Below are 23,385 nucleotides of genomic sequence, written 5' to 3'. Positions count from 1 at the left end.
AATATTTATAGCGCGCTCTTAATCATTCATAAGGTGTGCGCAGAAGCGGAGTTTTTTATGTACGCGGTTTTCCAAAGTGGTGGTAAACAACACCGAGTAAGCGAAGGTCAGACCGTTCGCCTGGAAAAGCTGGACATCGCAACTGGCGAAACTATTGAGTTCGCTGAAGTTCTGATGATCGCAAACGGTGAAGAAGTCAAAATCGGCGTTCCTTTCGTTGATGGCGGCGTAATCAAAGCTGAAATCGTTGCTCACGGTCGTGGCGAGAAAGTTAAAATTGTTAAGTTTCGTCGTCGTAAACACTATCGTAAGCAGCAGGGCCATCGTCAGTGGTTCACTGATGTGAAAATCACTGGCATCAGCGCTTAAGACAGGGGAGCAGATTAAATGGCACATAAAAAGGCTGGCGGCTCGACTCGTAACGGTCGCGATTCAGAAGCTAAACGTCTGGGCGTAAAACGCTTTGGCGGCGAAACAGTTCTGGCTGGTAGCATCATCGTTCGTCAACGTGGTACTAAATTCCACGCTGGTTCTAACGTTGGTTGCGGCAAGGACCACACTCTGTTTGCTAAAGCAGACGGTAAAGTGAAATTCGAAGTTAAAGGCCCGAACAACCGTAAATACATCAGCATTGTTGCTGAGTAAGTTTTTCGTGGTCCGGTAACGGATTAAAGCCCCGCAACGTGTTGCGGGGCTTTTTACATTAAGAGTCCGGTGAAATTCTGACAGGGAATACGGGCATGAAACAGCAGGCAGGCATTGGTATCCTTTTGGCGCTGACTACCGCGATGTGCTGGGGAGCATTGCCAATTGCGATGAAGCAAGTGCTGGAAGTGATGGAGCCTCCTACGGTGGTCTTTTATCGCTTTTTAATGGCAGGAATAGGGCTTGGTACTATTTTAGCGTGTAAACGCAAGCTGCCTCCCATGCGTATTTTCCGTAAGCCCCGTTGGTTGCTCTTGCTGGCAATCGCCACCGGTGGCCTTTTCGGTAACTTCATCCTTTTTAGCTCCTCCCTGCAATATCTGAGCCCCACAGCATCACAGGTTATAGGTCAGCTTTCTCCGGTTGGAATGATGATAGCAAGTGTCGTCATTTTAAAAGAGAAAATGCGCGGTACGCAGGTGGTGGGTGCAACAATGCTGCTTTGTGGGCTGTTGCTCTTTTTTAATACCAGTTTAATTGAAATTTTTACCAGACTGACCGACTACACATGGGGTGTAATTTTTGGCGTGGGTGCTGCAACGGTTTGGGTGAGCTATGGGGTGGCGCAGAAGATTTTACTGCGTCGTCTGGCCTCACAGCAGATCCTCTTTTTGCTGTACACTTTGTGTACAATAGCGTTGTTGCCCCTTGCGAAGCCGGAAGTGGTCTTGCAACTGAGTAGCTGGCAAGTGGCATGCCTGATTTTTTGCGGCCTTAACACGCTGGTAGGTTACGGTGCGCTGGCGGAAGCCATGGCGCGCTGGCAGGCAGCGCAGGTGAGTGCGTTAATTACCCTTACTCCCCTGTTTACGCTGCTATTTTCAGATTTATTATCAATGGCCTGGCCCGATTTTTTCGCCAGACCGATGTTAAACCTTATCGGTTATCTCGGTGCGTTTGTCGTGGTTGCGGGAGCGATGTATTCCGCCATTGGCCATCGTCTCTGGGGACGATGGCGTAAGCGTGAAGTGATCGCCACTTTGCCCCGCTCAGGCGAATGAGTAACGGAGAGTAAAATGAAGTTTGTTGATGAAGCGACCATTCTGGTCGTGGCAGGTGATGGTGGCAATGGTTGTGTGAGCTTCCGTCGCGAAAAATATATTCCGCATGGTGGCCCTGATGGCGGCGATGGCGGCGATGGTGGTGACGTCTGGCTGGAAGCGGACGAAAACCTGAACACCCTGATAGACTACCGTTTTGAAAAGTCTTTCCGTGCTGAGCGTGGTCAGAATGGTCAGAGCCGCGACTGCACCGGTAAGCGCGGCAAAGATGTCATTATTAAAGTGCCTATGGGAACGCGCGTAATTGATCAGGGCACTGGCGAAACCATGGGCGACATGACCAACCATGGTCAGCGTTTGATGGTGGCGAAAGGCGGCTGGCATGGTCTGGGTAACACCCGCTTTAAATCCTCTGTTAACCGTACACCGCGCCAAAAAACGATGGGTACTCCGGGTGATAAACGCGAATTAGCGCTGGAGCTAATGCTGCTGGCGGATGTCGGTATGCTGGGTATGCCTAATGCCGGTAAATCGACCTTTATTCGCGCCGTGTCAGCGGCAAAGCCAAAGGTAGCTGATTACCCGTTTACCACGCTTGTTCCGAGTCTGGGCGTGGTGCGTATGGACAACGAAAAGAGCTTTGTTGTCGCCGATATTCCAGGACTGATTGAAGGCGCTGCTGAAGGTGCCGGACTCGGTATTCGATTCCTGAAACACCTTGAGCGTTGTCGCGTCCTGCTGCATCTCATTGATATTGATCCTATCGACGGCTCCGATCCGGTTGAAAACGCGCGCATTATTGTGGGCGAGTTGGAAAAATACAGCGAGCAACTGGCAGCTAAACCGCGTTGGCTGGTTTTCAATAAAATTGATCTGATGGACAAAGCGACAGCGGAAGCAAAAGCAAAAGAGATCGCTGATGCTTTAGGCTGGGAAGGCGAGTTTTATCTCATCTCCGCTGCCAGCCAGCAAGGGGTGAAAGAGCTCTGCTGGGATGTCATGACCTTCATTATCGAAAACCCGGTGGAGAAAGCGCAGGAAGCCAAACAGCCTGAGAAAGTCGAGTTTATGTGGGATGATTACCATCGCCAGCAACTCGAAGAAGCCGAGATTGAAGAGGACGATCTGGACGATGACGACTGGGATGAGGACGACGAAGAAGGCGTCGAATTTATCTATAAGCGTTAATCTGATACCGGACGTGTAAATCCTATCAGTGTCTGATGAAAAGCCGGGTAAGCAGTGCGACTGCTACCCGGCTTTTTTATTAGTTATTCTGATAGATATCTTTGTAGAGGCGGCTTTCAAAACGAACCAGCGGGATGCGGCGATTACGCTGATTGGCAGGCTCGACAGCATAACCAGAGAGGTATTGTACAAACGCCATTCTCTGCCCACTTGAGGTAGTGATAAAGCCCGCAAGGTTATACACCCCCTGTAGCGAGCCCGTTTTGGCCGACACCTTTCCATCGACCCCCGCTTCGTGCAGACCCGCACGGTATTGCAATGAACCGTCATGGCCGGCGAGCGGCAGCATTGAGATGTAGTTAAGTTCGCTATCGTGTTGCGCGATGTATTGCAGGACCTGCATCATCGTAGAAGGCGCAATCAGGTTATGGCGCGATAGGCCCGAACCATCTGCGATAATGGTATTGCCGATGTCCACGCCCGCCTGCTGGCGCAGAATTTGCCTGACGGCATCTGACCCGGCCCTCCAGGTGCCAGGCACCCCAAAGCGTGCATGACCAATCATCCTGAAGACGGTATCGGCAATCATATTGTCCGATTTTTTCAGCATGATTTTAAGTAAGTCGTGTAAAGGAGGGGACTGCGTAGTCGCAATGACCGTACCGGGTTCATTGACCAGCGTCTGGCGTAACAGAGTGCCTGAATAGGTAATGCCAGCCTCTTTGAGTTCCGCCTTCAGGATAGCGCCCGCATAACTGGCTCCGTCCTGGACTGCGAATGCAAGGGGAAGTGGCTCCGCACGTTGCGGCAGGCAGCCCGTTAATGTGTAACGGTTAAGATCGCCGGGCACCACATCAAGCTCACAGTACTGGGTTTCTGCTGAACCGCGTGCGAGCGTCCTGACCTGGCTAAACATATTCACGGGATAGTAAGAGGCGACGCGGATGAAAGCCAAATCCCCTGCTTTTTGCGCGCTGTAAAGCGAGATGGAGAAACAGTTGCGATCGACAATGGCGGCAGCGGGTGGTGCGCTGAAACACTGCGTCATGTCATTCCAGGGCCAGCCCGGTGCTTTATCATGACTGGCAAAAACGGAGGTATCGATCAGTACGTTCCCGTCGATTTTATCAATCCCCGATTTTTTCAGCATCGCGACCATATTGCGAATGTTCTGACGTTTTAGCGTCGGATCACCCCCAAATCGCGCAATAAGATCACCTTTTAATGTACCGCTGTTAACGTTGCCTTTAGTCTCTAAGGTCGTCGTAAAACGGAAATCCGGACCAAGTTGCAGTAACGCAGCCAGCGCCGTGATGACTTTCTGCGTACTCGCCGGAAGCGCCATTTGCTTGCCGTGATAATCTATCTCCGGCTCCTGGGCACCCACTTTTTGTACCATTAACGCAAGGTTCGCGCCGTCAGGAAGCTGATTAATGTACTCGTCGACATTCGCGGCCTGGGCATTCAGGGCTATACTGGTGGTCAATCCGATGATAAATCTGGAAAATCGCATAATCTCGCGCTAACAGCCTGGAAACAAGCCGTCATACTACGGTGCATCGACCCGGAAAGTAAACGATGACCCATAGTGAACTTCCGGTTAAAATGCGTATCAAATTGAAAAATTGTCGCTGACCTGGAGCTTTGTCCCCGGGTCAGTTTTCTTTTGCTTCTGACCCGGGGCTGTGAGCTTTTTTTGGTCAGACATAGCAACCGGGGCGGAACAACTGCTCCCTACAGGAATGTTTAAGAGGTATACAAATGCAAGCTATTCCGATGACCTTACGTGGTGCCGAAAAACTTCGTGAAGAGCTGGACCATCTGAAGTCCGTGCGTCGCCCGGTAATCATTGCCGCCATTGCGGAAGCCCGTGAACACGGCGACTTGAAAGAGAATGCTGAATATCACGCAGCACGCGAACAGCAGGGTTTCTGCGAAGGTCGAATCAAGGATATTGAGGCAAAATTGTCTAACGCTCAGGTCATTGATATTTCGAAAATACCAAACAACGGACGCGTTATTTTCGGCTCAACGGTTACCGTGCTCAATCTCGACAACGATGAAGAGCAGACTTACCGTATCGTCGGCGATGATGAAGCTGACTTTAAGCAAAATCTTATTTCAGTGAACTCGCCGATTGCCCGCGGTCTGGTCGGCAAAGAACAGGACGATGTCGTTAATATCCGTACCCCTGGCGGTGATGTTGAATTTGAAATTATCAAGGTTGAATACCTGTAATCGCTTCGCGTTCGTTGATTGTTGACGTATTGTAAAGAAAAGAAAAAGGCCGCATGGCGGCCTTTTAACAACTCCATGAGCATGGCATTTTGCTCGTCTACTGTCGAAAACCCCTCGTTTTACACAGATTTTGTGTTCAATTAAGGATATCCTTAGCGCGGTAGCGAGATTTTGCGCTCTTTAGCAGGACGATAAAGCACCAGCGTTTTACCGATGACCTGTACATTACAGGCGCCGGTTTCGCGCACGATAGCTTCCACGATCAGGGTTTTATTCTCGCGGTCTTCGGTAGCGATTTTGACCTTGATAAGCTCATGGTGCTCTAACGCTTGTTCGATCTCGGCCAGCACCCCTTCGGTCAGACCATTGTTGCCAAGCATAACAACTGGCTTGAGCGGATGTGCCAGACCTTTCAGGTGCTGTTTTTGTTTAGTACTAAGATTCATCGTATATTTTGCTTACGTTGGGATTGAAAACGGGTCATTCTACCGCCATCTCCCTAATATCACCAAATCGCTGCGTGGAATTTTACGTTGCTGTATATGATGAACCCGGACGGAATGTTAAATGACAGGTAAAAAGCGTTCTGCCAGCTCGAGTCGCTGGCTTCAGGAACACTTTAGCGATAAATATGTTCAAGAGGCACAGAAAAAGGGGTTACGTTCCCGTGCCTGGTTTAAACTTGATGAAATACAGCAAAGTGACAAACTTTTTAAGCCGGGAATGACCGTAGTCGATCTCGGCGCTGCGCCCGGCGGTTGGTCTCAATATGCCGTGACGCAAATCGGTGGGACGGGCCGCATTATCGCTTGCGATCTTTTACCTATGGATCCAATCGTTGGTGTGGACTTCCTCCAGGGCGATTTTCGTGATGAATTAGTCCTTAAAGCGTTACTGGATCGTGTCGGTGACAATAAAGTACAAGTTGTCATGTCTGATATGGCACCAAACATGAGCGGTACCCCGGCAGTTGATATTCCCCGGTCGATGTACCTGGTTGAACTGGCACTGGGAATGTGTAGGGATGTGCTGGCACCAGGCGGTAGTTTTTTAGTGAAAGTGTTTCAGGGCGAAGGATTTGATGAGTACCTAAGAGAAATTCGCTCTCTGTTTACGAAGGTGAAAGTTCGTAAGCCGGACTCTTCTCGTGCCCGTTCACGCGAAGTGTACATTGTAGCGACCGGGCGAAAACTATAGTAACCTGCCGCTGTTTTTAACACAGTTGTAATATGAGGTTAATCCCTTGAGTGACATGGCGAAAAACCTAATACTCTGGCTGGTCATTGCCGTCGTGCTGATGTCAGTATTCCAGAGCTTTGGGCCCAGCGAGTCTAATGGCCGTAAGGTGGATTACTCTACCTTCCTGCAAGAGGTCAATCAGGACCAGGTTCGCGAAGCGCGTATCAACGGACGTGAGATCAACGTTACCAAGAAAGATAGTAACCGTTACACGACTTACATCCCGGTTAACGATCCGAAACTGCTTGATAACCTTTTGACTAAAAACGTCAAAGTGGTTGGCGAGCCGCCGGAAGAGCCTAGCCTGCTGACTTCCATCTTTATCTCCTGGTTCCCGATGCTGTTGCTGATTGGGGTCTGGATATTCTTTATGCGCCAAATGCAGGGCGGCGGTGGCAAAGGTGCCATGTCGTTCGGTAAGAGCAAGGCGCGTATGCTCACTGAAGATCAGATTAAAACCACTTTTGCTGACGTTGCAGGCTGTGACGAAGCAAAAGAAGAAGTGGGTGAGCTCGTTGAATATCTGCGTGAGCCAAGCCGCTTCCAGAAGCTGGGTGGTAAAATCCCTAAAGGCGTTCTGATGGTCGGCCCTCCGGGTACAGGTAAAACCCTGCTCGCAAAAGCTATCGCGGGTGAAGCGAAGGTGCCGTTCTTTACCATCTCCGGTTCTGACTTTGTGGAAATGTTTGTTGGTGTCGGTGCATCTCGTGTGCGTGACATGTTCGAACAGGCCAAGAAAGCGGCGCCGTGCATCATCTTTATCGATGAAATCGACGCCGTAGGTCGCCAGCGTGGTGCGGGCCTGGGTGGCGGTCATGATGAGCGTGAACAAACGCTGAACCAGATGCTGGTTGAGATGGATGGTTTCGAGGGCAACGAAGGCATTATCGTGATTGCCGCGACTAACCGTCCGGACGTGCTTGACCCTGCGCTTCTGCGTCCAGGCCGCTTCGACCGTCAGGTTGTGGTTGGCTTGCCGGATGTCCGCGGTCGTGAGCAAATCCTGAAAGTGCATATGCGTCGCGTCCCACTGTCTCCGGACATTGATGCTGCGATCATCGCACGTGGTACGCCTGGCTTCTCCGGTGCCGATCTGGCGAACCTGGTAAACGAAGCAGCCCTGTTTGCTGCGCGCGGAAACAAGCGTGTGGTATCGATGGTTGAGTTCGAGAAAGCGAAAGACAAAATCATGATGGGTGCGGAACGTCGCTCCATGGTGATGACGGAAGCGCAGAAAGAGTCCACGGCTTATCACGAAGCAGGCCACGCCATTATTGGTCGCCTGGTACCGGAACATGATCCTGTACACAAAGTGACGATTATTCCACGCGGTCGTGCGCTGGGTGTGACCTTCTTCCTGCCAGAGGGCGATGCTATCAGCGCCAGCCGTCAGAAGCTGGAAAGCCAGATTTCGACCCTGTACGGTGGTCGTCTGGCAGAGGAGATCATCTACGGTGCGGAACATGTTTCTACCGGTGCGTCCAACGATATTAAAGTGGCGACTAACCTGGCGCGTAACATGGTGACTCAATGGGGCTTCTCTGACAAACTCGGTCCGCTGCTGTATGCGGAAGAAGAGGGTGAAGTTTTCCTGGGCCGTTCTGTAGCGAAAGCCAAACATATGTCCGATGAAACAGCGCGTATCATCGATCAGGAAGTGAAATCGCTTATCGAGCGTAACTATGCTCGTGCTCGTCAAATCCTGAATGACAATATGGACATCCTGCATGCGATGAAAGATGCGCTGATGAAGTACGAGACCATTGATGCTCCGCAAATTGATGATCTCATGGCGCGCCGTGACGTTCGTCCGCCTGCTGGCTGGGAAGATCCCGGTACCAGCAATTCTGACAGTAATGGTACGCCTCGTGCGCCACGTCCTGTTGATGAACCACGTACGCCGAATCCAGGTAATACGATGTCAGAACAGCTGGGTGATAAATAAGTTACCCGCTGTTGATGATCGGTTCTGCTGATGAAACCCCGGGGTGCATGCTCCGGGGTTTTTCTTTTTTGACTTATTAAACCAGGTTCAACCATGAAACTTCATGCACAGGGCACCGCCCTCGATCTTTCGCATCCGCACGTAATGGGAATTTTGAATGTTACGCCAGACTCATTTTCGGATGGTGGCACACACAACACGCTGATTGATGCGGTGAAGCACGCTAATTTGATGATCAATGCAGGCGCTACGATTGTTGATATTGGCGGGGAATCGACCCGACCCGGCGCGGCGGATGTCAGCGTAGAAGAGGAGCTGGAGCGGGTTATCCCGGTGGTTGAAGCTATTGCTCAACGTTTTGAAGTCTGGATTTCAGTGGATACATCCAAACCTGAAGTGATCAAAGAATCAGCCAGGGTTGGGGCTCATATTATCAATGATATTCGTTCATTGTCACAGCCGGGGGCGCTGGAAGCAGCCGCGCAAACCGGTTTGCCCGTCTGTCTGATGCATATGCAGGGAGAGCCCCGGACGATGCAGGAGGCACCTCGCTATAAGGACGTCTTCGCTGAGGTAAACCAGTACTTTATTGACCAGATTGCACGTTGTGAACAGGCGGGTATCTCAAAAGAGAAATTGTTGCTCGACCCGGGATTTGGTTTCGGTAAGAATCTCTCCCACAACTATGCGCTGCTCGCCCGTCTGGCTGAATTTCATCATTTTGACCTACCGCTGCTTGTTGGAATGTCGCGTAAAACGATGGTAGGTCAGTTGTTGAACGTAGGACCTACAGAGCGACTAAACGGCAGCCTGGCCTGTGCCGTGATTGCGGCGATGCAGGGCGCGCATATTATTCGGGTTCATGATGTAAAAGAGACGGTCGAAGCCATGCGGGTGGTCGAAGCCACATTGTCAGCGAAGGAAAAGAAACGCTATGAGTAATCGCAAATATTTTGGTACCGATGGCATTCGTGGTCGCGTGGGCGATGCCCCGATCACCCCCGATTTTGTATTAAAGTTAGGCTGGGCGGCGGGCAAAGTGCTGGCACGGCACGGCTCACGCAAAATCATTATCGGCAAAGACACCCGTATTTCTGGCTATATGCTTGAATCAGCTTTGGAAGCTGGGCTTGCAGCTGCCGGACTGTCTGCTTCGTTTACAGGCCCTATGCCGACGCCGGCTGTGGCCTACCTGACCCGCACCTTCCGTGCTGAAGCCGGTATCGTTATCTCTGCCTCACACAACCCGTTTTATGATAATGGCATCAAGTTCTTCTCCATCGACGGCACGAAATTACCGGATGCGGTCGAAGAAGCGATTGAAGCCGAAATGGAAAAAGAGCTCACCTGCGTGGATTCTGCAGAGCTTGGCAAAGCAAGCCGTATCGTTGATGCGGCTGGTCGTTACATTGAATTTTGCAAAGCCACCTTTCCAAATGAGCTAAACCTCAATGCTCTCAAAATCGTTGTCGACTGCGCCAACGGTGCGACGTACCACATTGCGCCGAGCGTGTTCCGTGAGCTCGGTGCGAAGGTAATTGCTATGGGATGCGAGCCAGATGGCGTCAACATCAATGAAGAGGTAGGGGCGACCGACGTTCGCGCCTTACAGGCTCGTGTTGTTGCAGAGAAAGCCGATCTTGGGATAGCTTTCGACGGCGATGGCGATCGGGTCATCATGGTCGATCATGAAGGAAATAAGGTCGATGGCGATCAGATCCTCTACATCATCGCGCGTGAAGGGTTGCGTCAGGGGCAACTACGTGGCGGCGCTGTCGGGACGTTGATGAGTAACATGGGGCTTGAGCTGGCGTTAAAACAGCTGGGCATTCCCTTTACCCGCGCAAAAGTGGGCGACCGTTACGTCATGGAGAAGATGCAGGAAAAAGGCTGGCGCATTGGTGCAGAAAATTCCGGGCATGTCATCTTGCTCGATAAAACCACGACGGGTGATGGCATTGTTGCCGGGTTGCAAGTCGTTGCCGCAATGGTACGTAACCACATGACATTGCATGACCTGTGTAGTGGAATGAAAATGTTTCCGCAGATTCTGGTAAATGTACATTACACCGCAGGCAGCGACGATCCGCTTGAAACCGAGTCCGTAAAAGCTGTTACGGCTGAAGTGGAAGCGGCTCTGGGAAATCGTGGTCGCGTTCTGCTGCGAAAATCCGGAACCGAGCCCCTTATTCGCGTTATGGTCGAAGGTGAGGACGAAGCTCTGGTTGTGGATTATGCAAACCGTATTGCCGATGCCGTTAAGGCCGTTTAACCTAAGTTAAGTGTCTAAAAAGGCGGCTTTTGCCGCCTTTTTTATGCGCAAACAAAGCGTTTTTGCTGTTTTTTTCCGCACTTGATACAATGCGCTAAAATTGCCCTTGCGAAGGTCATTCGCTTTGGTTAGTATTCACACCCGCTTCTAGTGGGAAACGCTAACAGCCCCGCTTTAATTGGTTTGAAGCATTGAGATGCGGCAACACCGCAAGGAACAGGTTGATTATGTACGAAGCTCTTTTAGTTATTTTCCTTATTGTGGCAATTAGCCTGGTTGGTATGATCATGCTGCAACAAGGTAAAGGCGCTGATATGGGAGCCTCATTTGGTGCAGGCGCTTCGGGTACGCTGTTCGGTTCAAGTGGTTCTGGTAACTTCATGACCCGTACAACAGGTATTCTGGGCACACTGTTCTTCATCATCAGCCTGGTGTTGGGCAACATCAATACCAACAAAACCAATAAAGGAAGTGAATGGGAAACGCTGAATGCGCCGGCTAAAGTCGAGCAAAGTCAGCCAGCCGCTCCGGTACAGCCGAGCAGTGATATCCCTAAATAAGAAGTAGTCGTGCTGAGGTGGTGGAATTGGTAGACACGCTACCTTGAGGTGGTAGTGCCCTAACGGGCTTGTGGGTTCGAGTCCCATCCTCAGTACCAATATTCCGAAAAAAAGACGCTGAAAAGCGTCTTTTTTTTGCCTGTCATTTAGCAAACCGCACCTGTTCAACGCATTGTTAATGCCGCTCACTTACAGGCCAAAAAAAAGCCGCTTTCGCGGCTTTCCAGTTTTTGTTTAAAGCTTACTTTGCTTTATTTTCCAGGTTCTCTACCTGCGGTAGCCCTGTTGCTGAAGAAGCGGAAAGCAGGCCCGACTGAGCGTAACCAAACAGCTTCTCACGGGTATCGGTAATGTCCAGGTTACGCATGGTCAACTGACCAATACGGTCGTCTGGCGAGAAGACGGACTCACCTTTTTCCATCGTCAGACGTTCTGCTTTGTAGGTCAGGTTATCTGAGACCGTATTCAGGATGGAATAATCATTGCCACGACGCAGTTCCAGTGTGACTTCACCAGTAATTGCGCTTGCTACCCAACGCTGAAGCGCATCACGCAGCATCAGTGCCTGAGAGTCAAACCAGCGACCCTGATACAGGAGACGGCCTAACTGACGACCGTGCGCGTGATACTGCTCAATCGTATCTTCGTTATGAATGCCGGTCAGCAGACGTTCATAAGCAATGTGCAGCAGCGCCATCCCCGGGGCTTCGTAAATACCGCGGCTTTTCGCTTCGATAATACGGTTTTCAATCTGATCGCTCATGCCAAGACCATGACGGCCACCAATACGGTTAGCTTCCATCATCAGTTCAACATCGTCGCTGAAGGTTTGGCCATTCAGCGCCACCGGATGGCCCTTCTCGAAACGGATGGTGACTTCTTCTGCCGGGATCTTCACGTTCTCATCCCAGAATTTAACGCCCATGATCGGATTAACGATTTTAACGCTGGAATTCAGAAACTCTAAATCCTTGGCTTCATGGGTCGCGCCGAGCATGTTTGAGTCGGTGGAGTATGCTTTTTCAACAGACATCTTGTAGTCGAAACCACATTCAATCATAAATTCGGACATTTCCTGACGGCCGCCGAGTTCATCAATGAAATCGGTGTCGAGCCAGGGTTTATAAATTTTCAGTTCAGCGTTGGTCAGTAAGCCATAGCGGTAGAAACGCTCGATATCATTGCCTTTATAGGTGCTACCGTCGCCCCAAATGTTAACGCCATCCTCTTTCATGGCCGCAACCAGCATCGTTCCGGTGACCGCACGTCCTAATGGCGTGGTGTTAAAATAGGTCAGGCCACCTGTTGTGTTATGGAATGCACCACACTGGATGGCAGCAATCCCTTCAGCTACAAGCTGCTTACGGCAGTCGATCAGGCGGGCATTCTCCGCGCCATATTCTTTCGCACGACGAGGAATGGCGTCATAGTCGTCTTCGTCCGGCTGACCCAGATTCGCGGTATAGGCGTAAGGAACGGCACCTTTTTTGCGCATCCACAGCAGCGCTGCGCTGGTATCCAGTCCACCTGAAAAAGCGATACCGATACGTTGACCTACCGGCAGATGCTTGAGAATTGTCGTCATAAAATAAATCCCTGCTTGATAAACCTATGGAGAGAGACTTAACAGCCACGCCATGATGTTTTTAAACCAGCCACGATAAGAATATTAGTGAATGGTTATGCAAAATAAATGAGTTTTCATTTAAACATCTTTTAACGGCGACAGGAAGAGAAGAGTACTATTTTCAGTGCTAAATTAGCATGGATTACCGTTGCATAATGAGCAAGGCGCCTGGTCAGGTGATTCTTAAACCATGCGCATAACGGGCAAACTGCATGTGGTTGACAGTGACTGAGGTTTATCAATATAATAGACGCTGATTTTACGTCCCGTCTTCGGTACCAAATCCCAGCATTATTTGCAAATCTTCTGCTAACCGAGTAGAATTTGCCACGTTTCAGGCGCGGGGTGGAGCAGCCTGGTAGCTCGTCGGGCTCATAACCCGAAGGTCGTCGGTTCAAATCCGGCCCCCGCAACCACTTTCCCGAAGTGTTCTTTTTCAAATATACTATGAAGACTTTATGCCTTCGTCGCTGGATTTGAAAAAAATACTCCCGGAAGGTTCTCCAGGTCGCAGTTGCGACTTTAGGGTTCAGTTATTTAAAGCCCCGATTTATCGGGGTTTTTTGTTATCTGACTACGAAATAACTGGGCTATATGCCCTTTTTTTATGTCTTGGGGGTGGGCTTGTCCACATTAGAGCAAAAATTAACAGAGATGATCACTGCACCAGTCGAAGCACTGGGCTATGAACTGGTTGGCATTGAATTTGTGCGTAGTCGCACATCTACGTTGCGCATCTATATTGATAGTGAAAATGGCATCACTGTTGAAGATTGTGCTGATGTAAGCCACCAGGTCAGTGCAGTGATGGATGTTGAAGATCCCATCACGGTAGCTTACAACCTGGAAGTGTCCTCACCAGGTCTTGAGCGTCCTTTATTTACGGCGGAACACTACGAGCGTTTTACGGGCAACGAAGTGACACTGGTCCTGCGTATGGCGGTACAAAACCGTCGTAAGTGGCAGGGCATTATCAAAAGTGTCGATGGCGAGATGATCACCGTTACGGTCGAAGGTAAAGATGAAGTGTTCGCATTGAGCAACATTCAGAAAGCGAACCTGGTCCCCCACTTTTAACAGTCTGGATTGAGGTGAAAGGCCCCCGATGAACAAAGAAATTTTGGCTGTTGTTGAAGCTGTTTCTAACGAAAAAGCGCTGCCGCGTGAGAAAATTTTCGAAGCGCTGGAAAGTGCTCTGGCTACAGCAACCAAGAAAAAATATGAGCAAGAAATCGACGTGCGCGTCAGCATTGACCGTAAAAGCGGCGATTTCGACACGTTCCGTCGTTGGGTTATTGTCGAAGAAGTAACCCAGCCTACTAAAGAGATCACCCTTGAAGCCGCCCGCTATGAAGACGAAAGCTTCAACGTTGGTGATTATGTTGAAGATCAGATTGAATCGGTAACCTTTGACCGTATTACAACCCAGACGGCAAAACAGGTTATCGTACAGAAGGTTCGCGAAGCTGAGCGTGCAATGGTTGTTGACCAGTTCCGCGAGCATGAAAGCGAAATCATCACCGGTGTGGTGAAGAAAGTTAACCGCGACAACATTACGCTCGATCTGGGCAACAATGCTGAAGCCGTCATCCTGCGTGAAGATATGCTCCCGCGTGAGAACTTCCGTCCGGGCGACCGCATTCGTGGTGTGCTATATGCCGTGCGCCCGGAAGCGCGTGGTGCGCAGTTGTTCGTCACTCGTTCAAAACCGGAAATGCTGATCGAACTGTTCCGCATTGAAGTACCGGAAATTGGTGAAGAAGTGATTGAGATTAAAGCAGCCGCCCGCGATCCGGGCTCTCGCGCAAAAATCGCAGTCAAAACCAATGATAAACGAATCGATCCGGTAGGTGCTTGCGTAGGCATGCGCGGTGCGCGTGTACAGGCGGTTTCTACGGAACTGGGTGGTGAGCGTATTGATATCGTCCTGTGGGACGACAACCCGGCACAGTTCGTGATTAATGCGATGGCGCCAGCGGATGTTGCTTCGATTGTCGTTGATGAAGACAAGCACACCATGGATATCGCCGTTGAAGCCGGTAACCTGGCACAGGCAATTGGACGTAACGGTCAGAACGTCCGTCTGGCTTCGCAATTGAGTGGTTGGGAACTCAACGTCATGACCGTTGATGACCTGCAGGCTAAGCATCAGGCTGAAGCACACGCAGCCATTGATACCTTCACCAAATATCTCGATATCGATGAAGATTTCGCGACTGTACTGGTTGAAGAAGGCTTTGCCACGCTCGAAGAGTTGGCCTATGTGCCAATGAAAGAACTGTTGGAAATCGACGGCCTTGATGAGGCTACCGTTGAAGCGCTGCGCGAGCGTGCTAAAAACGCACTGACCACTCTGGCACTGGCCCAGGAAGAAAGCCTTGGTGATAACAAACCAGCTGACGATCTGTTGAATCTGGAAGGATTAGATCGCGAAATGGCCTTCAGACTGGCTGCCCGTGGTGTTTGTACGCTGGAAGATCTCGCCGAACAGGGCATTGATGATCTGGCTGATATCGAAGGGTTGAACGACGAAAAAGCCGGTGAGCTGATCATGGCAGCCCGTAATATTTGCTGGTTCGGTGACGAAGCGTAATAAACTGTAGCAGGAAGGAACAGCATGACAGATGTAACCGTAAAATCGCTGGCTGCAGAGATACAGACCTCCGTGGATCGCCTGGTACAGCAATTTGCTGATGCAGGTATCCCGAAGTCTGCGAATGACTCTGTATCCGCACAAGAGAAACAGACTTTACTGGCGCACCTGAACCGTGAAAACGGTTCTGCGCCGGACAAATTGACATTGCAGCGTAAAACGCGCAGTACTCTCAATATTCCAGGTACCGGTGGAAAGAGTAAATCGGTACAAATCGAAGTCCGCAAAACACGCACCTTTGTAAAACGCGATCCGCAAGAGGCAGAACGCCTTGCCGCGGAAGAGCAGGCGCAGCGTGAAGCGGAAGAGCAGGCCCGTCGTGAAGCAGAAGAAGCTGCTAAACGCGAGGCGCAACAAAAAGCTGAACGTGAGGCCGCAGAACAAGCGAAACGTGAATCCGCCGAGAAGGCGAAACGTGAAGCTGCGGAAAAAGATAAAGTGAGCAATCAACAAACCGACGATATGACCAAAACCGCCCATGCTGAAAAAGCCCGCCGCGAAGCGGAAGCTGCTGAGCTGAAACGTAAAGCTGAAGAAGAAGCACGTCGTAAGCTTGAAGAAGAAGCTCGCCGTGTTGCTGACGATGCGCGCCGTATGGCTGAAGAAAATGCTGGCGTCTGGGCTGAGCAAGAGAAAGTGGAAGAAGATAAGAGCGATTATCATGTCACTACTTCTCAGCACGCTCGCCAGGCGGAAGATGAAAACGATCGTGAAGTTGAAGGCGGTCGTGGTCGTGGCCGTAATGCAAAAGCAGCGCGCCCGGCGAAGAAAGGCAATAAACATGCTGAGTCGAAAGCCGATCGTGAAGAGGCCCGCGCTGCCGTTCGTGGCGGTAAAGGCGGCAAGCGTAAAGGTTCTTCTCTGCAGCAGGGCTTCCAGAAGCCAGCGCAGGCTGTTAACCGTGATGTTGTGATTGGCGAGACCATCACCGTTGGCGAACTGGCTAACAAAATGGCCGTTAAAGGTTCTCAGGTCATCAAAGCGATGATGAAACTGGGCGCCATGGCGACCATTAACCAGGTTATCGATCAGGAAACCGCACAGCTGGTTGCTGAAGAGATGGGCCATAAAGTCACCCTGCGTCGTGAGAACGAGCTGGAAGAAGCGGTAATGAGCGACCGTGATACGGGTGTGGCGGCAGAGCCGCGTGCACCGGTTGTGACCATCATGGGTCACGTTGACCACGGTAAAACCTCTCTGCTGGACTACATTCGTTCAACGAAAGTGGCTTCCGGTGAAGCGGGCGGCATTACTCAGCACATCGGTGCGTACCACGTTGAAACTGACAACGGTATGATCACCTTCCTGGATACCCCGGGCCACGCCGCATTTACCTCTATGCGTGCTCGTGGTGCACAGGCGACGGATATCGTTGTTCTGGTCGTTGCAGCAGACGATGGCGTGATGCCGCAGACTATCGAAGCAATCCAGCACGCGAAAGCGGCGCAGGTGCCGGTCGTTGTTGCGGTCAACAAAATCGACAAGCCAGAAGCCGATCCGGACCGCGTGAAGCAGGAACTCTCCCAGTACGGCATCATGCCGGAAGCATGGGGCGGCGAAAGCCAGTTCGTCCATGTATCTGCCAAAGCGGGTACCGGCATTGATGAACTGCTGGATGCTATCCTGCTGCAGGCTGAAGTTCTTGAGCTGAAAGCCATTCGTAATGGTATGGCGAGCGGCGCGGTCATCGAATCCTTCCTGGATAAAGGTCGTGGTCCGGTTGCAACCGTTCTGGTACGCGAAGGTACGTTGCATAAAGGCGATATCGTTCTGTGTGGCTTCGAATACGGTCGTGTTCGTGCAATGCGTGACGAACTGGGTCGTGAAGTTACCGAAGCTGGTCCATCTATCCCTGTAGAGATCCTTGGTCTGTCCGGTGTTCCTGCTGCGGGTGATGAAGCAACGGTTGTTCGTGACGAGAAAAAAGCGCGTGAAGTTGCACTGTACCGTCAGGGTAAATTCCGCGAAGTTAAGCTTGCGCGTCAGCAGAAATCTAAACTTGAGAACATGTTCGCTAACATGACCGAAGGCGAAGTTCACGAAGTGAACGTCGTACTGAAAGCGGACGTTCAGGGTTCTGTTGAGGCTATCAGTGACTCTCTGCTGAAACTGTCTACCGATGAAGTTAAAGTGAAGATCATTGGTTCCGGCGTAGGTGGTATCACTGAAACCGACGCCACCCTGGCTGCTGCATCTAATGCTATTCTGGTCGGCTTTAACGTTCGTGCGGATGCTTCTGCCCGGCGCGTGATTGACGCTGAAAGTCTGGATCTGCGTTACTACTCCGTCATCTACCATCTGATTGACGAAGTGAAAGCGGCGATGAGCGGTAAGCTCTCTCCGGAACTGAAACAGCAGATCATCGGCCTTGCTGAAGTTCGTGACGTCTTCAAATCACCGAAATTTGGCGCTATCGCAGGCTGTATGGTTACCGAAGGTACCATCAAGCGTCACAACCCAATCCGCGTTCTGCGTGACAACGTGGTTATCTATGAAGGCGAGCTGGAATCCCTGCGCCGCTTCAAAGATGACGTTAACGAAGTCCGTAACGGCATGGAATGTGGTATCGGCGTGAAGAACTATAACGACGTTCGCGTTGGCGATATGATCGAAGTGTTCGAGATCATCGAAATCCAGCGCAGCATCGATTAATCCACCGCTTCTTTTGAGCTTCGCTTAAAACCTGAAGTGGAAATATGTCGGCCGGGTAAGCGGAGCGCCACCCGGCAAGAAATTTAAAAAGGGGCTTTTGGCCCCTTTTTTGTCTTTATTCTGGAGAATTTATTATGGCGAAAGAATTTGGTCGCCCGCAGCGTGTATCACAGGAGCTGCAAAAAGAAATTGCAATTATCCTGCAGCGCGAAATCAAGGACCCGCGTCTGGGCATGATGACCACGGTTTCCGGCGTCGAAGTGTCCCGCGATCTGGCTTATGCAAAAGTGTTTGTCACCTTCCTTAACGATCAGGATGAAGCGTCTGTAAAGGCCGGTATACGTGCACTGCAGGATGCATCAGGTTTTATCCGCACATTGCTTGGAAAAGCGATGCGTCTACGTATCGTGCCGGAACTGACCTTCTTCTACGACAACTCGCTTGTCGAAGGGATGCGCATGTCCAACCTGGTGACCAGCGTTGTAAAACACGATGATGAACGTCGTGTGAATCCGGATGAAAGCGGCGATAGCAAGGAGGACTAATGAGTCGTCCTCGTCGTCGTGGTCGCGATATACATGGCGTGTTATTGCTGGATAAGCCGCAGGGGGCATCCAGCAATGACGTGCTGCAAAAAGTGAAGCGTCTGTTTAATGCCAACCGCGCCGGGCACACGGGCGCGCTGGATCCGCTGGCAACAGGTATGCTTCCTATCTGTTTGGGTGAAGCGACCAAGTTTTCCCAGTATCTGCTTGATTCAGATAAACGTTATCGCGTGATTGCCCGGCTGGGGCAACGCACAGACACCTCTGACGCAGATGGTCAGATTGTTGAAGAGCGACCGGTGACGTTCAGTGCTGAGCAACTGGCTGCTGCGCTGGAGAGCTTCCGGGGCGAAACCGCGCAGGTTCCTTCTATGTATTCCGCCCTGAAATATCAGGGAAAAAAGCTGTACGAATATGCGCGCCAGGGCATTGAAGTGCCCCGTGAAGCCCGCGCCATCACCGTGTATGAGCTGTTGTTTATTCGTCATGAAGGCGATGAACTTGAACTGGAAATTCACTGTTCAAAGGGCACCTACATCCGCACCATCATTGATGATCTGGGTGAAAAACTGGGATGTGGTGCACACGTGATTTTCCTGCGCCGTCTTGCCGTCAGCAAATACCCGGCTGAGCGAATGGTGACGCTGGAGCAGCTGCTGGAGCGGGTTGAAAAAGCGGAATCGCAAGCTGTTCCGTCAGCAGAACTTCTGGATCCACTGCTGATGCCGATGGACAGTCCGGCGGCGGATTACCCGATGGTTAATATTTCGTCTACGGTAGCGGCCTACTTTAAGTTGGGTCAGACAGTTCGTACGGATATTACGTCGCTGGATGGTCTGGTAAGGGTGTCGGAAGGCGATGACGCGCAGTTTATCGGCATGGGTGAAATGACCAATGACGGCCGTCTCTCGCCACGTCGACTGGTGGTTGAGTATCCTCCAGCCTGAGCCCCACCTTGCGATAAACAGACACTACGAGTAGAATATTGCCGCTTAATGCCGTGGCAATTGTTTAACAATGTGTTGGCATTACACTGGGGTTGCTGAATTAGAGATCGGCACCCTTTCATTTTTTTATCACTGGAGTTCAAAATGTCTCTAAGCGTTGAAGCTAAAGCAAAAATCGTTTCCGAGTTTGGTCGTGGCGAAAATGACAGCGGTTCTACCGAAGTTCAGGTTGCCCTGCTGACTGCTCAGATCAACCACCTGCAAGGTCACTTTGCAGAGCACAAAAAAGATCACCACAGCCGTCGTGGTCTGCTGCGCATGGTTTCTCAGCGTCGTAAACTGCTCGACTACCTGAAACGTAAAGATGTTGCACGCTACACTGCGCTTATCGAGCGTCTGGGTCTGCGTCGCTAAGTCTGGCGAGTTTCAGAGAAAGGGGCCGTAAGGCCCCTTTTTTCAACCAGACGGCAGCAATTAACGGTACAATAATGTATTGTTGCTAAGAATGATCTTCGTTGCAGAGGTTCGCGCGGCTAATGAGAGGCTTCACCCGGAGAACACGGGTTAGGGTTGTCATTAGTCGCGAGGATGCAAAGAGGATCGGGTTTTAACGACAGCACTCTAAAGATGTGCTGCCATCCATTAAGAAAGGACAATACTTTGCTTAATCCGATCGTTCGTAAGTTCCAGTACGGGCAACATACCGTCACGCTGGAAACCGGCATGATGGCGCGTCAGGCCACTGCAGCCGTTATGGTTAGCATGGATGACACTGCGGTATTCGTAACCGTTGTTGGCCAGAAAAAAGCAAAACCAGGTCAGGACTTTTTCCCGCTGACCGTAAACTATCAAGAGCGTACCTACGCTGCGGGTAAAATCCCTGGTGGATTCTTCCGTCGTGAAGGTCGTCCAAGCGAAGGTGAAACGCTGATCGCGCGTCTGATTGACCGCCCGGTTCGCCCGCTGTTCCCGGAAGGCTTTGTTAACGAAGTCCAGGTTATCGCCACCGTGGTTTCTGTAAACCCGCAGGTTAACCCGGATATCGTTGCGATGATTGGTGCCTCTGCTGCACTGTCTCTGTCAGGTATTCCGTTCAATGGTCCAATCGGTGCCGCGCGCGTTGGTTATATCAACGACCAGTACGTGCTGAACCCAACCCAGGAAGAGCTGAAAACCAGTAAGCTGGACCTGGTGGTTGCTGGAACTGAAGGCGCTGTGCTGATGGTGGAATCCGAAGCTGAACTGCTGAGCGAAGACCAGATGCTGGGCGCAGTGGTATTCGGCCATGATCAACAACAGGTTGTAATCCAGAACATCAACGACCTGGTGAAAGAAGCCGGTAAACCACGTTGGGACTGGCAGCCGGAAGCGGCAAACGACGCGCTGAATGCACGCGTTGCAGCCCTGGCTGAATCTCGCCTGAGCGATGCTTACCGCGTAACCGACAAACAAGAGCGTTATGCTCTGGTTGACGTCATCAAATCTGAAACCGTTGCTGCTCTGCTGGCAGAAGATGAAACCCTGGACGCGAACGAACTGGGCGACATCCTGCATGCTATCGAGAAGAACGTTGTTCGTAGCCGCGTACTGGCTGGTGAGCCGCGTATCGATGGTCGCGAAAAAGATATGATTCGTGGTCTGGATGTACGCACTGGCGTACTGCCGCGTACTCACGGCTCCTCTCTGTTCACCCGTGGTGAAACTCAGGCGCTGGTTACCGCAACCCTGGGTACTGCGCGTGATGCACAGAACATCGATGAACTGATGGGCGAGCGCACTGACTCCTTCCTGTTCCACTACAACTTCCCTCCGTATTCCGTAGGGGAGACCGGTATGGTCGGTTCGCCGAAACGTCGTGAAATTGGTCACGGTCGTCTGGCGAAACGCGGCGTACTGGCGGTAATGCCGGATGCAGACAAATTCCCGTACACCGTTCGTGTGGTGTCCGAGATTACTGAATCCAACGGCTCTTCTTCGATGGCTTCTGTCTGCGGCGCTTCTCTGGCGCTGATGGACGCAGGTGTGCCAATCAAAGCCGCCGTTGCGGGTATCGCAATGGGTCTGGTGAAAGAAGGTGACAACTTTGTGGTTCTGTCAGATATCCTGGGCGATGAAGATCACCTGGGCGATATGGACTTCAAAGTGGCTGGTAGCCGCGAAGGTATCTCTGCGCTGCAGATGGATATCAAAATCGAAGGCATCACCAAAGAGATCATGCAGGTTGCTCTGAACCAGGCTAAAGGTGCGCGTCTGCACATCCTGGGTGTGATGGAACAGGCTATCAACGCACCGCGTGGCGACATTTCTCAGTTCGCTCCGCGTATCCATACCATCAAGATCAATCCAGACAAGATCAAAGATGTCATCGGCAAAGGCGGTTCTGTTATCCGTGCACTGACCGAAGAGACTGGCACCACCATCGAAATCGAAGATGACGGTACTGTGAAGATCGCAGCGACCGACGGTGAAAAAGCGAAATTCGCGATTCGTCGTATCGAAGAGATCACTGCTGAAATCGAAGTGGGTCGTATCTACAGCGGTAAAGTGACCCGTATCGTTGACTTTGGCGCATTTGTTGCCATCGGTGGCGGTAAAGAAGGTCTGGTACATATTTCTCAGATCGCCGATAAACGCGTAGAGAAAGTAACAGACTACCTGCAGATGGGTCAGGAAGTGCCGGTTAAAGTTCTGGAAGTTGATCGCCAGGGCCGTATCCGTCTTAGCATTAAAGAAGCTACCGAACAAACTCAGCCTGCAGGTGCGCCGGAAGCGCAGCAAGCAGAGCAGGGCGAGTAAGGTTGTTTTGCCCTCCACTACGGTGGAGGGCGCATTATCGGGCAGGACGCCGTGTTTGCAGCCGGGGGACAGGACGTTCATCCAATTGTTGTCTTCGGGAGTGGGAAATGAAGCCTTTTTTGCGCTGGTGTTTCGTTGCGACAGCTTTAACGCTGGCAGGATGCAGCAACTCTGCCTGGCGTAAGAGCGAAGTCCTCGCGGTGCCATTGCAACCGACTTTACAGCAGGAAGTAATTCTGGCACGCATGGAACAAATTCTTGCCAGTCGGGCTTTATCCGATGATGAACGCGCGCAGCTTTTATATGAGCGCGGAGTGTTGTATGATAGTCTCGGTCTGAGGGCACTTGCGCGAAATGATTTTTCACAAGCGCTGGCAATCCGACCCGATATGCCGGAAGTATTCAATTACTTAGGTATTTACTTAACGCAGGCAGGCAATTTTGATGCTGCCTATGAAGCGTTTGATTCTGTACTTGAGCTTGATCCAACTTACAACTACGCGCACTTGAACCGCGGAATCGCCCTGTATTACGGCGGTCGCGATAAATTAGCGCAAGATGATCTGCTAGCGTTTTATCGAGACGATCCCAATGATCCTTTCCGTAGCCTGTGGCTTTATGTCGCTGAGCGTAAGCTTGACGAGAAGCAGGCAAAAGAAGCTCTGTCTCAGCGCTTCGAAAAATCGGATAAAGAGCAATGGGGATGGAACATTGTCGAGTTCTACCTGGGCAACATTAACGAAGCAACGTTAATGGAACGCCTGAAGGCGGACGCAACGGATAACACCTCGCTCGCTGAGCATCTCAGTGAAACCAACTTCTATTTAGGTAAGTACTACCTAAGTCTGGGGGATAAGGACAGCGCTACGGCACTGTTCAAATTAGCGGTTGCTAACAACGTACACAACTTCGTTGAGCACCGTTATGCATTGTTGGAACTATCGCTCTTGGGCCAGGAGCAAGACGACCTGGCAGAATCGGACCAGCAATAGCTGACGACATAGACATCAGCCCGTA

At 51.2% G+C, this 23,385-nt stretch carries 21 protein-coding genes and 2 tRNA genes; 20 read left to right on the top strand and 3 right to left on the bottom strand.

Going from position 1 to position 23,385, the window contains the following annotated elements:
- The first annotated feature begins 57 nt into the window (after positions 1 to 57).
- The 4 genes from rplU to cgtA all read left to right on the top strand — a co-directional run bounded on the left by rplU (position 58) and on the right by cgtA (position 2,894).
- Complete coding sequence (gene rplU, locus M1D91_RS20650; protein WP_437431722.1) at positions 58 to 369, top strand: 50S ribosomal protein L21; 312 nt, start codon at positions 58 to 60, stop codon at positions 367 to 369.
- Positions 370 to 387: 18 nt separating this feature from the next.
- A complete protein-coding gene (gene rpmA, locus M1D91_RS20645) occupies positions 388 to 645 on the top strand; it encodes a 50S ribosomal protein L27 (RefSeq protein WP_064541895.1) in 258 nt (85 codons plus the stop codon).
- Positions 646 to 740: 95 nt separating this feature from the next.
- Positions 741 to 1,706: a DMT family transporter gene (locus M1D91_RS20640; RefSeq protein WP_437431723.1), complete on the top strand. Its 966-nt coding sequence runs from the start codon at positions 741 to 743 to the stop codon at positions 1,704 to 1,706.
- A 15-nt stretch (positions 1,707 to 1,721) separates the two neighbouring features.
- Complete coding sequence (gene cgtA / locus M1D91_RS20635; RefSeq protein ID WP_437431724.1) at positions 1,722 to 2,894, top strand: Obg family GTPase CgtA; 1,173 nt, start codon at positions 1,722 to 1,724, stop codon at positions 2,892 to 2,894.
- Between the two features lie 79 nt (positions 2,895 to 2,973).
- Here cgtA and dacB read toward each other — a convergent pair whose 3' ends face one another.
- Positions 2,974 to 4,407 (bottom strand): serine-type D-Ala-D-Ala carboxypeptidase, encoded by a 1,434-nt coding sequence (gene dacB, locus M1D91_RS20630; RefSeq protein ID WP_437431725.1) that lies wholly within the window; start codon positions 4,405 to 4,407, stop codon positions 2,974 to 2,976.
- Positions 4,408 to 4,655: 248 nt separating this feature from the next.
- On the opposite strand from dacB, the gene greA reads away from it, so the two are divergent.
- The gene (gene greA, locus M1D91_RS20625) at positions 4,656 to 5,132 is read left to right on the top strand and encodes a transcription elongation factor GreA (protein WP_437431726.1); all 477 of its coding nucleotides are present in this window, start codon (positions 4,656 to 4,658) and stop codon (positions 5,130 to 5,132) included.
- A 152-nt stretch (positions 5,133 to 5,284) separates the two neighbouring features.
- Here the strand turns inward: greA and yhbY are convergent, their stop codons facing one another.
- A complete protein-coding gene (yhbY, locus tag M1D91_RS20620; protein ID WP_437431727.1) occupies positions 5,285 to 5,578 on the bottom strand; it encodes a ribosome assembly RNA-binding protein YhbY in 294 nt (97 codons plus the stop codon).
- 121 nt (positions 5,579 to 5,699) lie between these two features.
- On the opposite strand from yhbY, the gene rlmE reads away from it, so the two are divergent.
- The 6 genes from rlmE to M1D91_RS20590 all read left to right on the top strand — a co-directional run bounded on the left by rlmE (position 5,700) and on the right by M1D91_RS20590 (position 11,246).
- Complete coding sequence (gene rlmE / locus M1D91_RS20615) at positions 5,700 to 6,329, top strand: 23S rRNA (uridine(2552)-2'-O)-methyltransferase RlmE (RefSeq protein ID WP_437431728.1); 630 nt, start codon at positions 5,700 to 5,702, stop codon at positions 6,327 to 6,329.
- A gap of 55 nt (positions 6,330 to 6,384) precedes the next feature.
- On the top strand, positions 6,385 to 8,316 hold the full coding sequence (ftsH, locus tag M1D91_RS20610; protein ID WP_437431729.1) for an ATP-dependent zinc metalloprotease FtsH: 1,932 nt from the start codon (positions 6,385 to 6,387) through the stop codon (positions 8,314 to 8,316).
- A 93-nt stretch (positions 8,317 to 8,409) separates the two neighbouring features.
- Positions 8,410 to 9,258 carry a dihydropteroate synthase gene (gene folP / locus M1D91_RS20605; protein WP_437431730.1) on the top strand — a complete coding sequence of 283 codons (849 nt, stop codon included), beginning with the start codon at positions 8,410 to 8,412 and terminating at the stop codon, positions 9,256 to 9,258.
- The gene (glmM, locus tag M1D91_RS20600) at positions 9,251 to 10,588 is read left to right on the top strand and encodes a phosphoglucosamine mutase (RefSeq protein ID WP_437431731.1); all 1,338 of its coding nucleotides are present in this window, start codon (positions 9,251 to 9,253) and stop codon (positions 10,586 to 10,588) included. Before folP ends, glmM begins: the two co-directional genes overlap by 8 nt.
- A gap of 227 nt (positions 10,589 to 10,815) precedes the next feature.
- Positions 10,816 to 11,148 carry a preprotein translocase subunit SecG gene (gene secG, locus M1D91_RS20595; RefSeq protein ID WP_437431732.1) on the top strand — a complete coding sequence of 111 codons (333 nt, stop codon included), beginning with the start codon at positions 10,816 to 10,818 and terminating at the stop codon, positions 11,146 to 11,148.
- 11 nt (positions 11,149 to 11,159) lie between these two features.
- Positions 11,160 to 11,246: transfer RNA gene (locus tag M1D91_RS20590), tRNA-Leu, on the top strand.
- Between the two features lie 143 nt (positions 11,247 to 11,389).
- On the opposite strand, the gene argG is transcribed toward M1D91_RS20590, so the two are convergent.
- Positions 11,390 to 12,733 carry an argininosuccinate synthase gene (argG, locus tag M1D91_RS20585; RefSeq protein WP_437431733.1) on the bottom strand — a complete coding sequence of 448 codons (1,344 nt, stop codon included), beginning with the start codon at positions 12,731 to 12,733 and terminating at the stop codon, positions 11,390 to 11,392.
- A gap of 381 nt (positions 12,734 to 13,114) precedes the next feature.
- Between argG and M1D91_RS20580 the strand changes: the two genes are divergently transcribed.
- From M1D91_RS20580 to nlpI, 9 genes are all read left to right on the top strand, one after another.
- A tRNA-Met gene (locus M1D91_RS20580) sits at positions 13,115 to 13,191 on the top strand.
- Between the two features lie 208 nt (positions 13,192 to 13,399).
- Positions 13,400 to 13,852: a ribosome maturation factor RimP gene (gene rimP / locus M1D91_RS20575; RefSeq protein ID WP_437431734.1), complete on the top strand. Its 453-nt coding sequence runs from the start codon at positions 13,400 to 13,402 to the stop codon at positions 13,850 to 13,852.
- A 28-nt stretch (positions 13,853 to 13,880) separates the two neighbouring features.
- Positions 13,881 to 15,368, top strand: a complete 1,488-nt coding sequence (gene nusA, locus M1D91_RS20570) for a transcription termination factor NusA (RefSeq protein ID WP_437431735.1) — start codon at positions 13,881 to 13,883, stop codon at positions 15,366 to 15,368.
- A 24-nt stretch (positions 15,369 to 15,392) separates the two neighbouring features.
- Entirely contained in the window at positions 15,393 to 18,080 is a 2,688-nt protein-coding gene (gene infB / locus M1D91_RS20565; protein WP_437431736.1) for a translation initiation factor IF-2, read from the top strand.
- 134 nt (positions 18,081 to 18,214) lie between these two features.
- Entirely contained in the window at positions 18,215 to 18,625 is a 411-nt protein-coding gene (rbfA, locus tag M1D91_RS20560; protein ID WP_437431737.1) for a 30S ribosome-binding factor RbfA, read from the top strand.
- Positions 18,625 to 19,572 (top strand): tRNA pseudouridine(55) synthase TruB, encoded by a 948-nt coding sequence (gene truB / locus M1D91_RS20555; protein WP_437431738.1) that lies wholly within the window; start codon positions 18,625 to 18,627, stop codon positions 19,570 to 19,572. The genes rbfA and truB overlap by 1 nt, the downstream gene beginning before the upstream one ends.
- Before the next feature lie 144 nt (positions 19,573 to 19,716).
- A complete protein-coding gene (gene rpsO, locus M1D91_RS20550; RefSeq protein ID WP_004385056.1) occupies positions 19,717 to 19,986 on the top strand; it encodes a 30S ribosomal protein S15 in 270 nt (89 codons plus the stop codon).
- A 246-nt stretch (positions 19,987 to 20,232) separates the two neighbouring features.
- Positions 20,233 to 22,368 carry a polyribonucleotide nucleotidyltransferase gene (gene pnp / locus M1D91_RS20545; RefSeq protein WP_437431739.1) on the top strand — a complete coding sequence of 712 codons (2,136 nt, stop codon included), beginning with the start codon at positions 20,233 to 20,235 and terminating at the stop codon, positions 22,366 to 22,368.
- 107 nt (positions 22,369 to 22,475) lie between these two features.
- A complete protein-coding gene (nlpI, locus tag M1D91_RS20540) occupies positions 22,476 to 23,360 on the top strand; it encodes a lipoprotein NlpI (RefSeq protein ID WP_437431740.1) in 885 nt (294 codons plus the stop codon).
- The last annotated feature ends 25 nt before the right edge of the window (positions 23,361 to 23,385 follow it).

Source organism: Enterobacter sp. SA197 (assembly GCF_054131575.1).
This window is presented reverse-complemented; position numbering and strand designations above follow the sequence as displayed.

Coding starts and splice junctions, on each gene's coding strand:
- M1D91_RS20640 (WP_437431723.1), top strand. CDS start 741: ATGAAACAGCAGGCAGGCATTGGTATCCTTTTGGCGCTGACTACCGCG.
- nusA (WP_437431735.1), top strand. CDS start 13,881: ATGAACAAAGAAATTTTGGCTGTTGTTGAAGCTGTTTCTAACGAAAAA.
- rpmA (WP_064541895.1), top strand. CDS start 388: ATGGCACATAAAAAGGCTGGCGGCTCGACTCGTAACGGTCGCGATTCA.
- secG (WP_437431732.1), top strand. CDS start 10,816: ATGTACGAAGCTCTTTTAGTTATTTTCCTTATTGTGGCAATTAGCCTG.
- argG (WP_437431733.1), bottom strand. CDS start 12,733: ATGACGACAATTCTCAAGCATCTGCCGGTAGGTCAACGTATCGGTATC.
- dacB (WP_437431725.1), bottom strand. CDS start 4,407: ATGCGATTTTCCAGATTTATCATCGGATTGACCACCAGTATAGCCCTG.
- nlpI (WP_437431740.1), top strand. CDS start 22,476: ATGAAGCCTTTTTTGCGCTGGTGTTTCGTTGCGACAGCTTTAACGCTG.
- rlmE (WP_437431728.1), top strand. CDS start 5,700: ATGACAGGTAAAAAGCGTTCTGCCAGCTCGAGTCGCTGGCTTCAGGAA.
- rbfA (WP_437431737.1), top strand. CDS start 18,215: ATGGCGAAAGAATTTGGTCGCCCGCAGCGTGTATCACAGGAGCTGCAA.
- ftsH (WP_437431729.1), top strand. CDS start 6,385: ATGGCGAAAAACCTAATACTCTGGCTGGTCATTGCCGTCGTGCTGATG.
- rpsO (WP_004385056.1), top strand. CDS start 19,717: ATGTCTCTAAGCGTTGAAGCTAAAGCAAAAATCGTTTCCGAGTTTGGT.
- infB (WP_437431736.1), top strand. CDS start 15,393: ATGACAGATGTAACCGTAAAATCGCTGGCTGCAGAGATACAGACCTCC.
- cgtA (WP_437431724.1), top strand. CDS start 1,722: ATGAAGTTTGTTGATGAAGCGACCATTCTGGTCGTGGCAGGTGATGGT.
- yhbY (WP_437431727.1), bottom strand. CDS start 5,578: ATGAATCTTAGTACTAAACAAAAACAGCACCTGAAAGGTCTGGCACAT.
- rplU (WP_437431722.1), top strand. CDS start 58: ATGTACGCGGTTTTCCAAAGTGGTGGTAAACAACACCGAGTAAGCGAA.
- greA (WP_437431726.1), top strand. CDS start 4,656: ATGCAAGCTATTCCGATGACCTTACGTGGTGCCGAAAAACTTCGTGAA.
- folP (WP_437431730.1), top strand. CDS start 8,410: ATGAAACTTCATGCACAGGGCACCGCCCTCGATCTTTCGCATCCGCAC.
- truB (WP_437431738.1), top strand. CDS start 18,625: ATGAGTCGTCCTCGTCGTCGTGGTCGCGATATACATGGCGTGTTATTG.
- glmM (WP_437431731.1), top strand. CDS start 9,251: ATGAGTAATCGCAAATATTTTGGTACCGATGGCATTCGTGGTCGCGTG.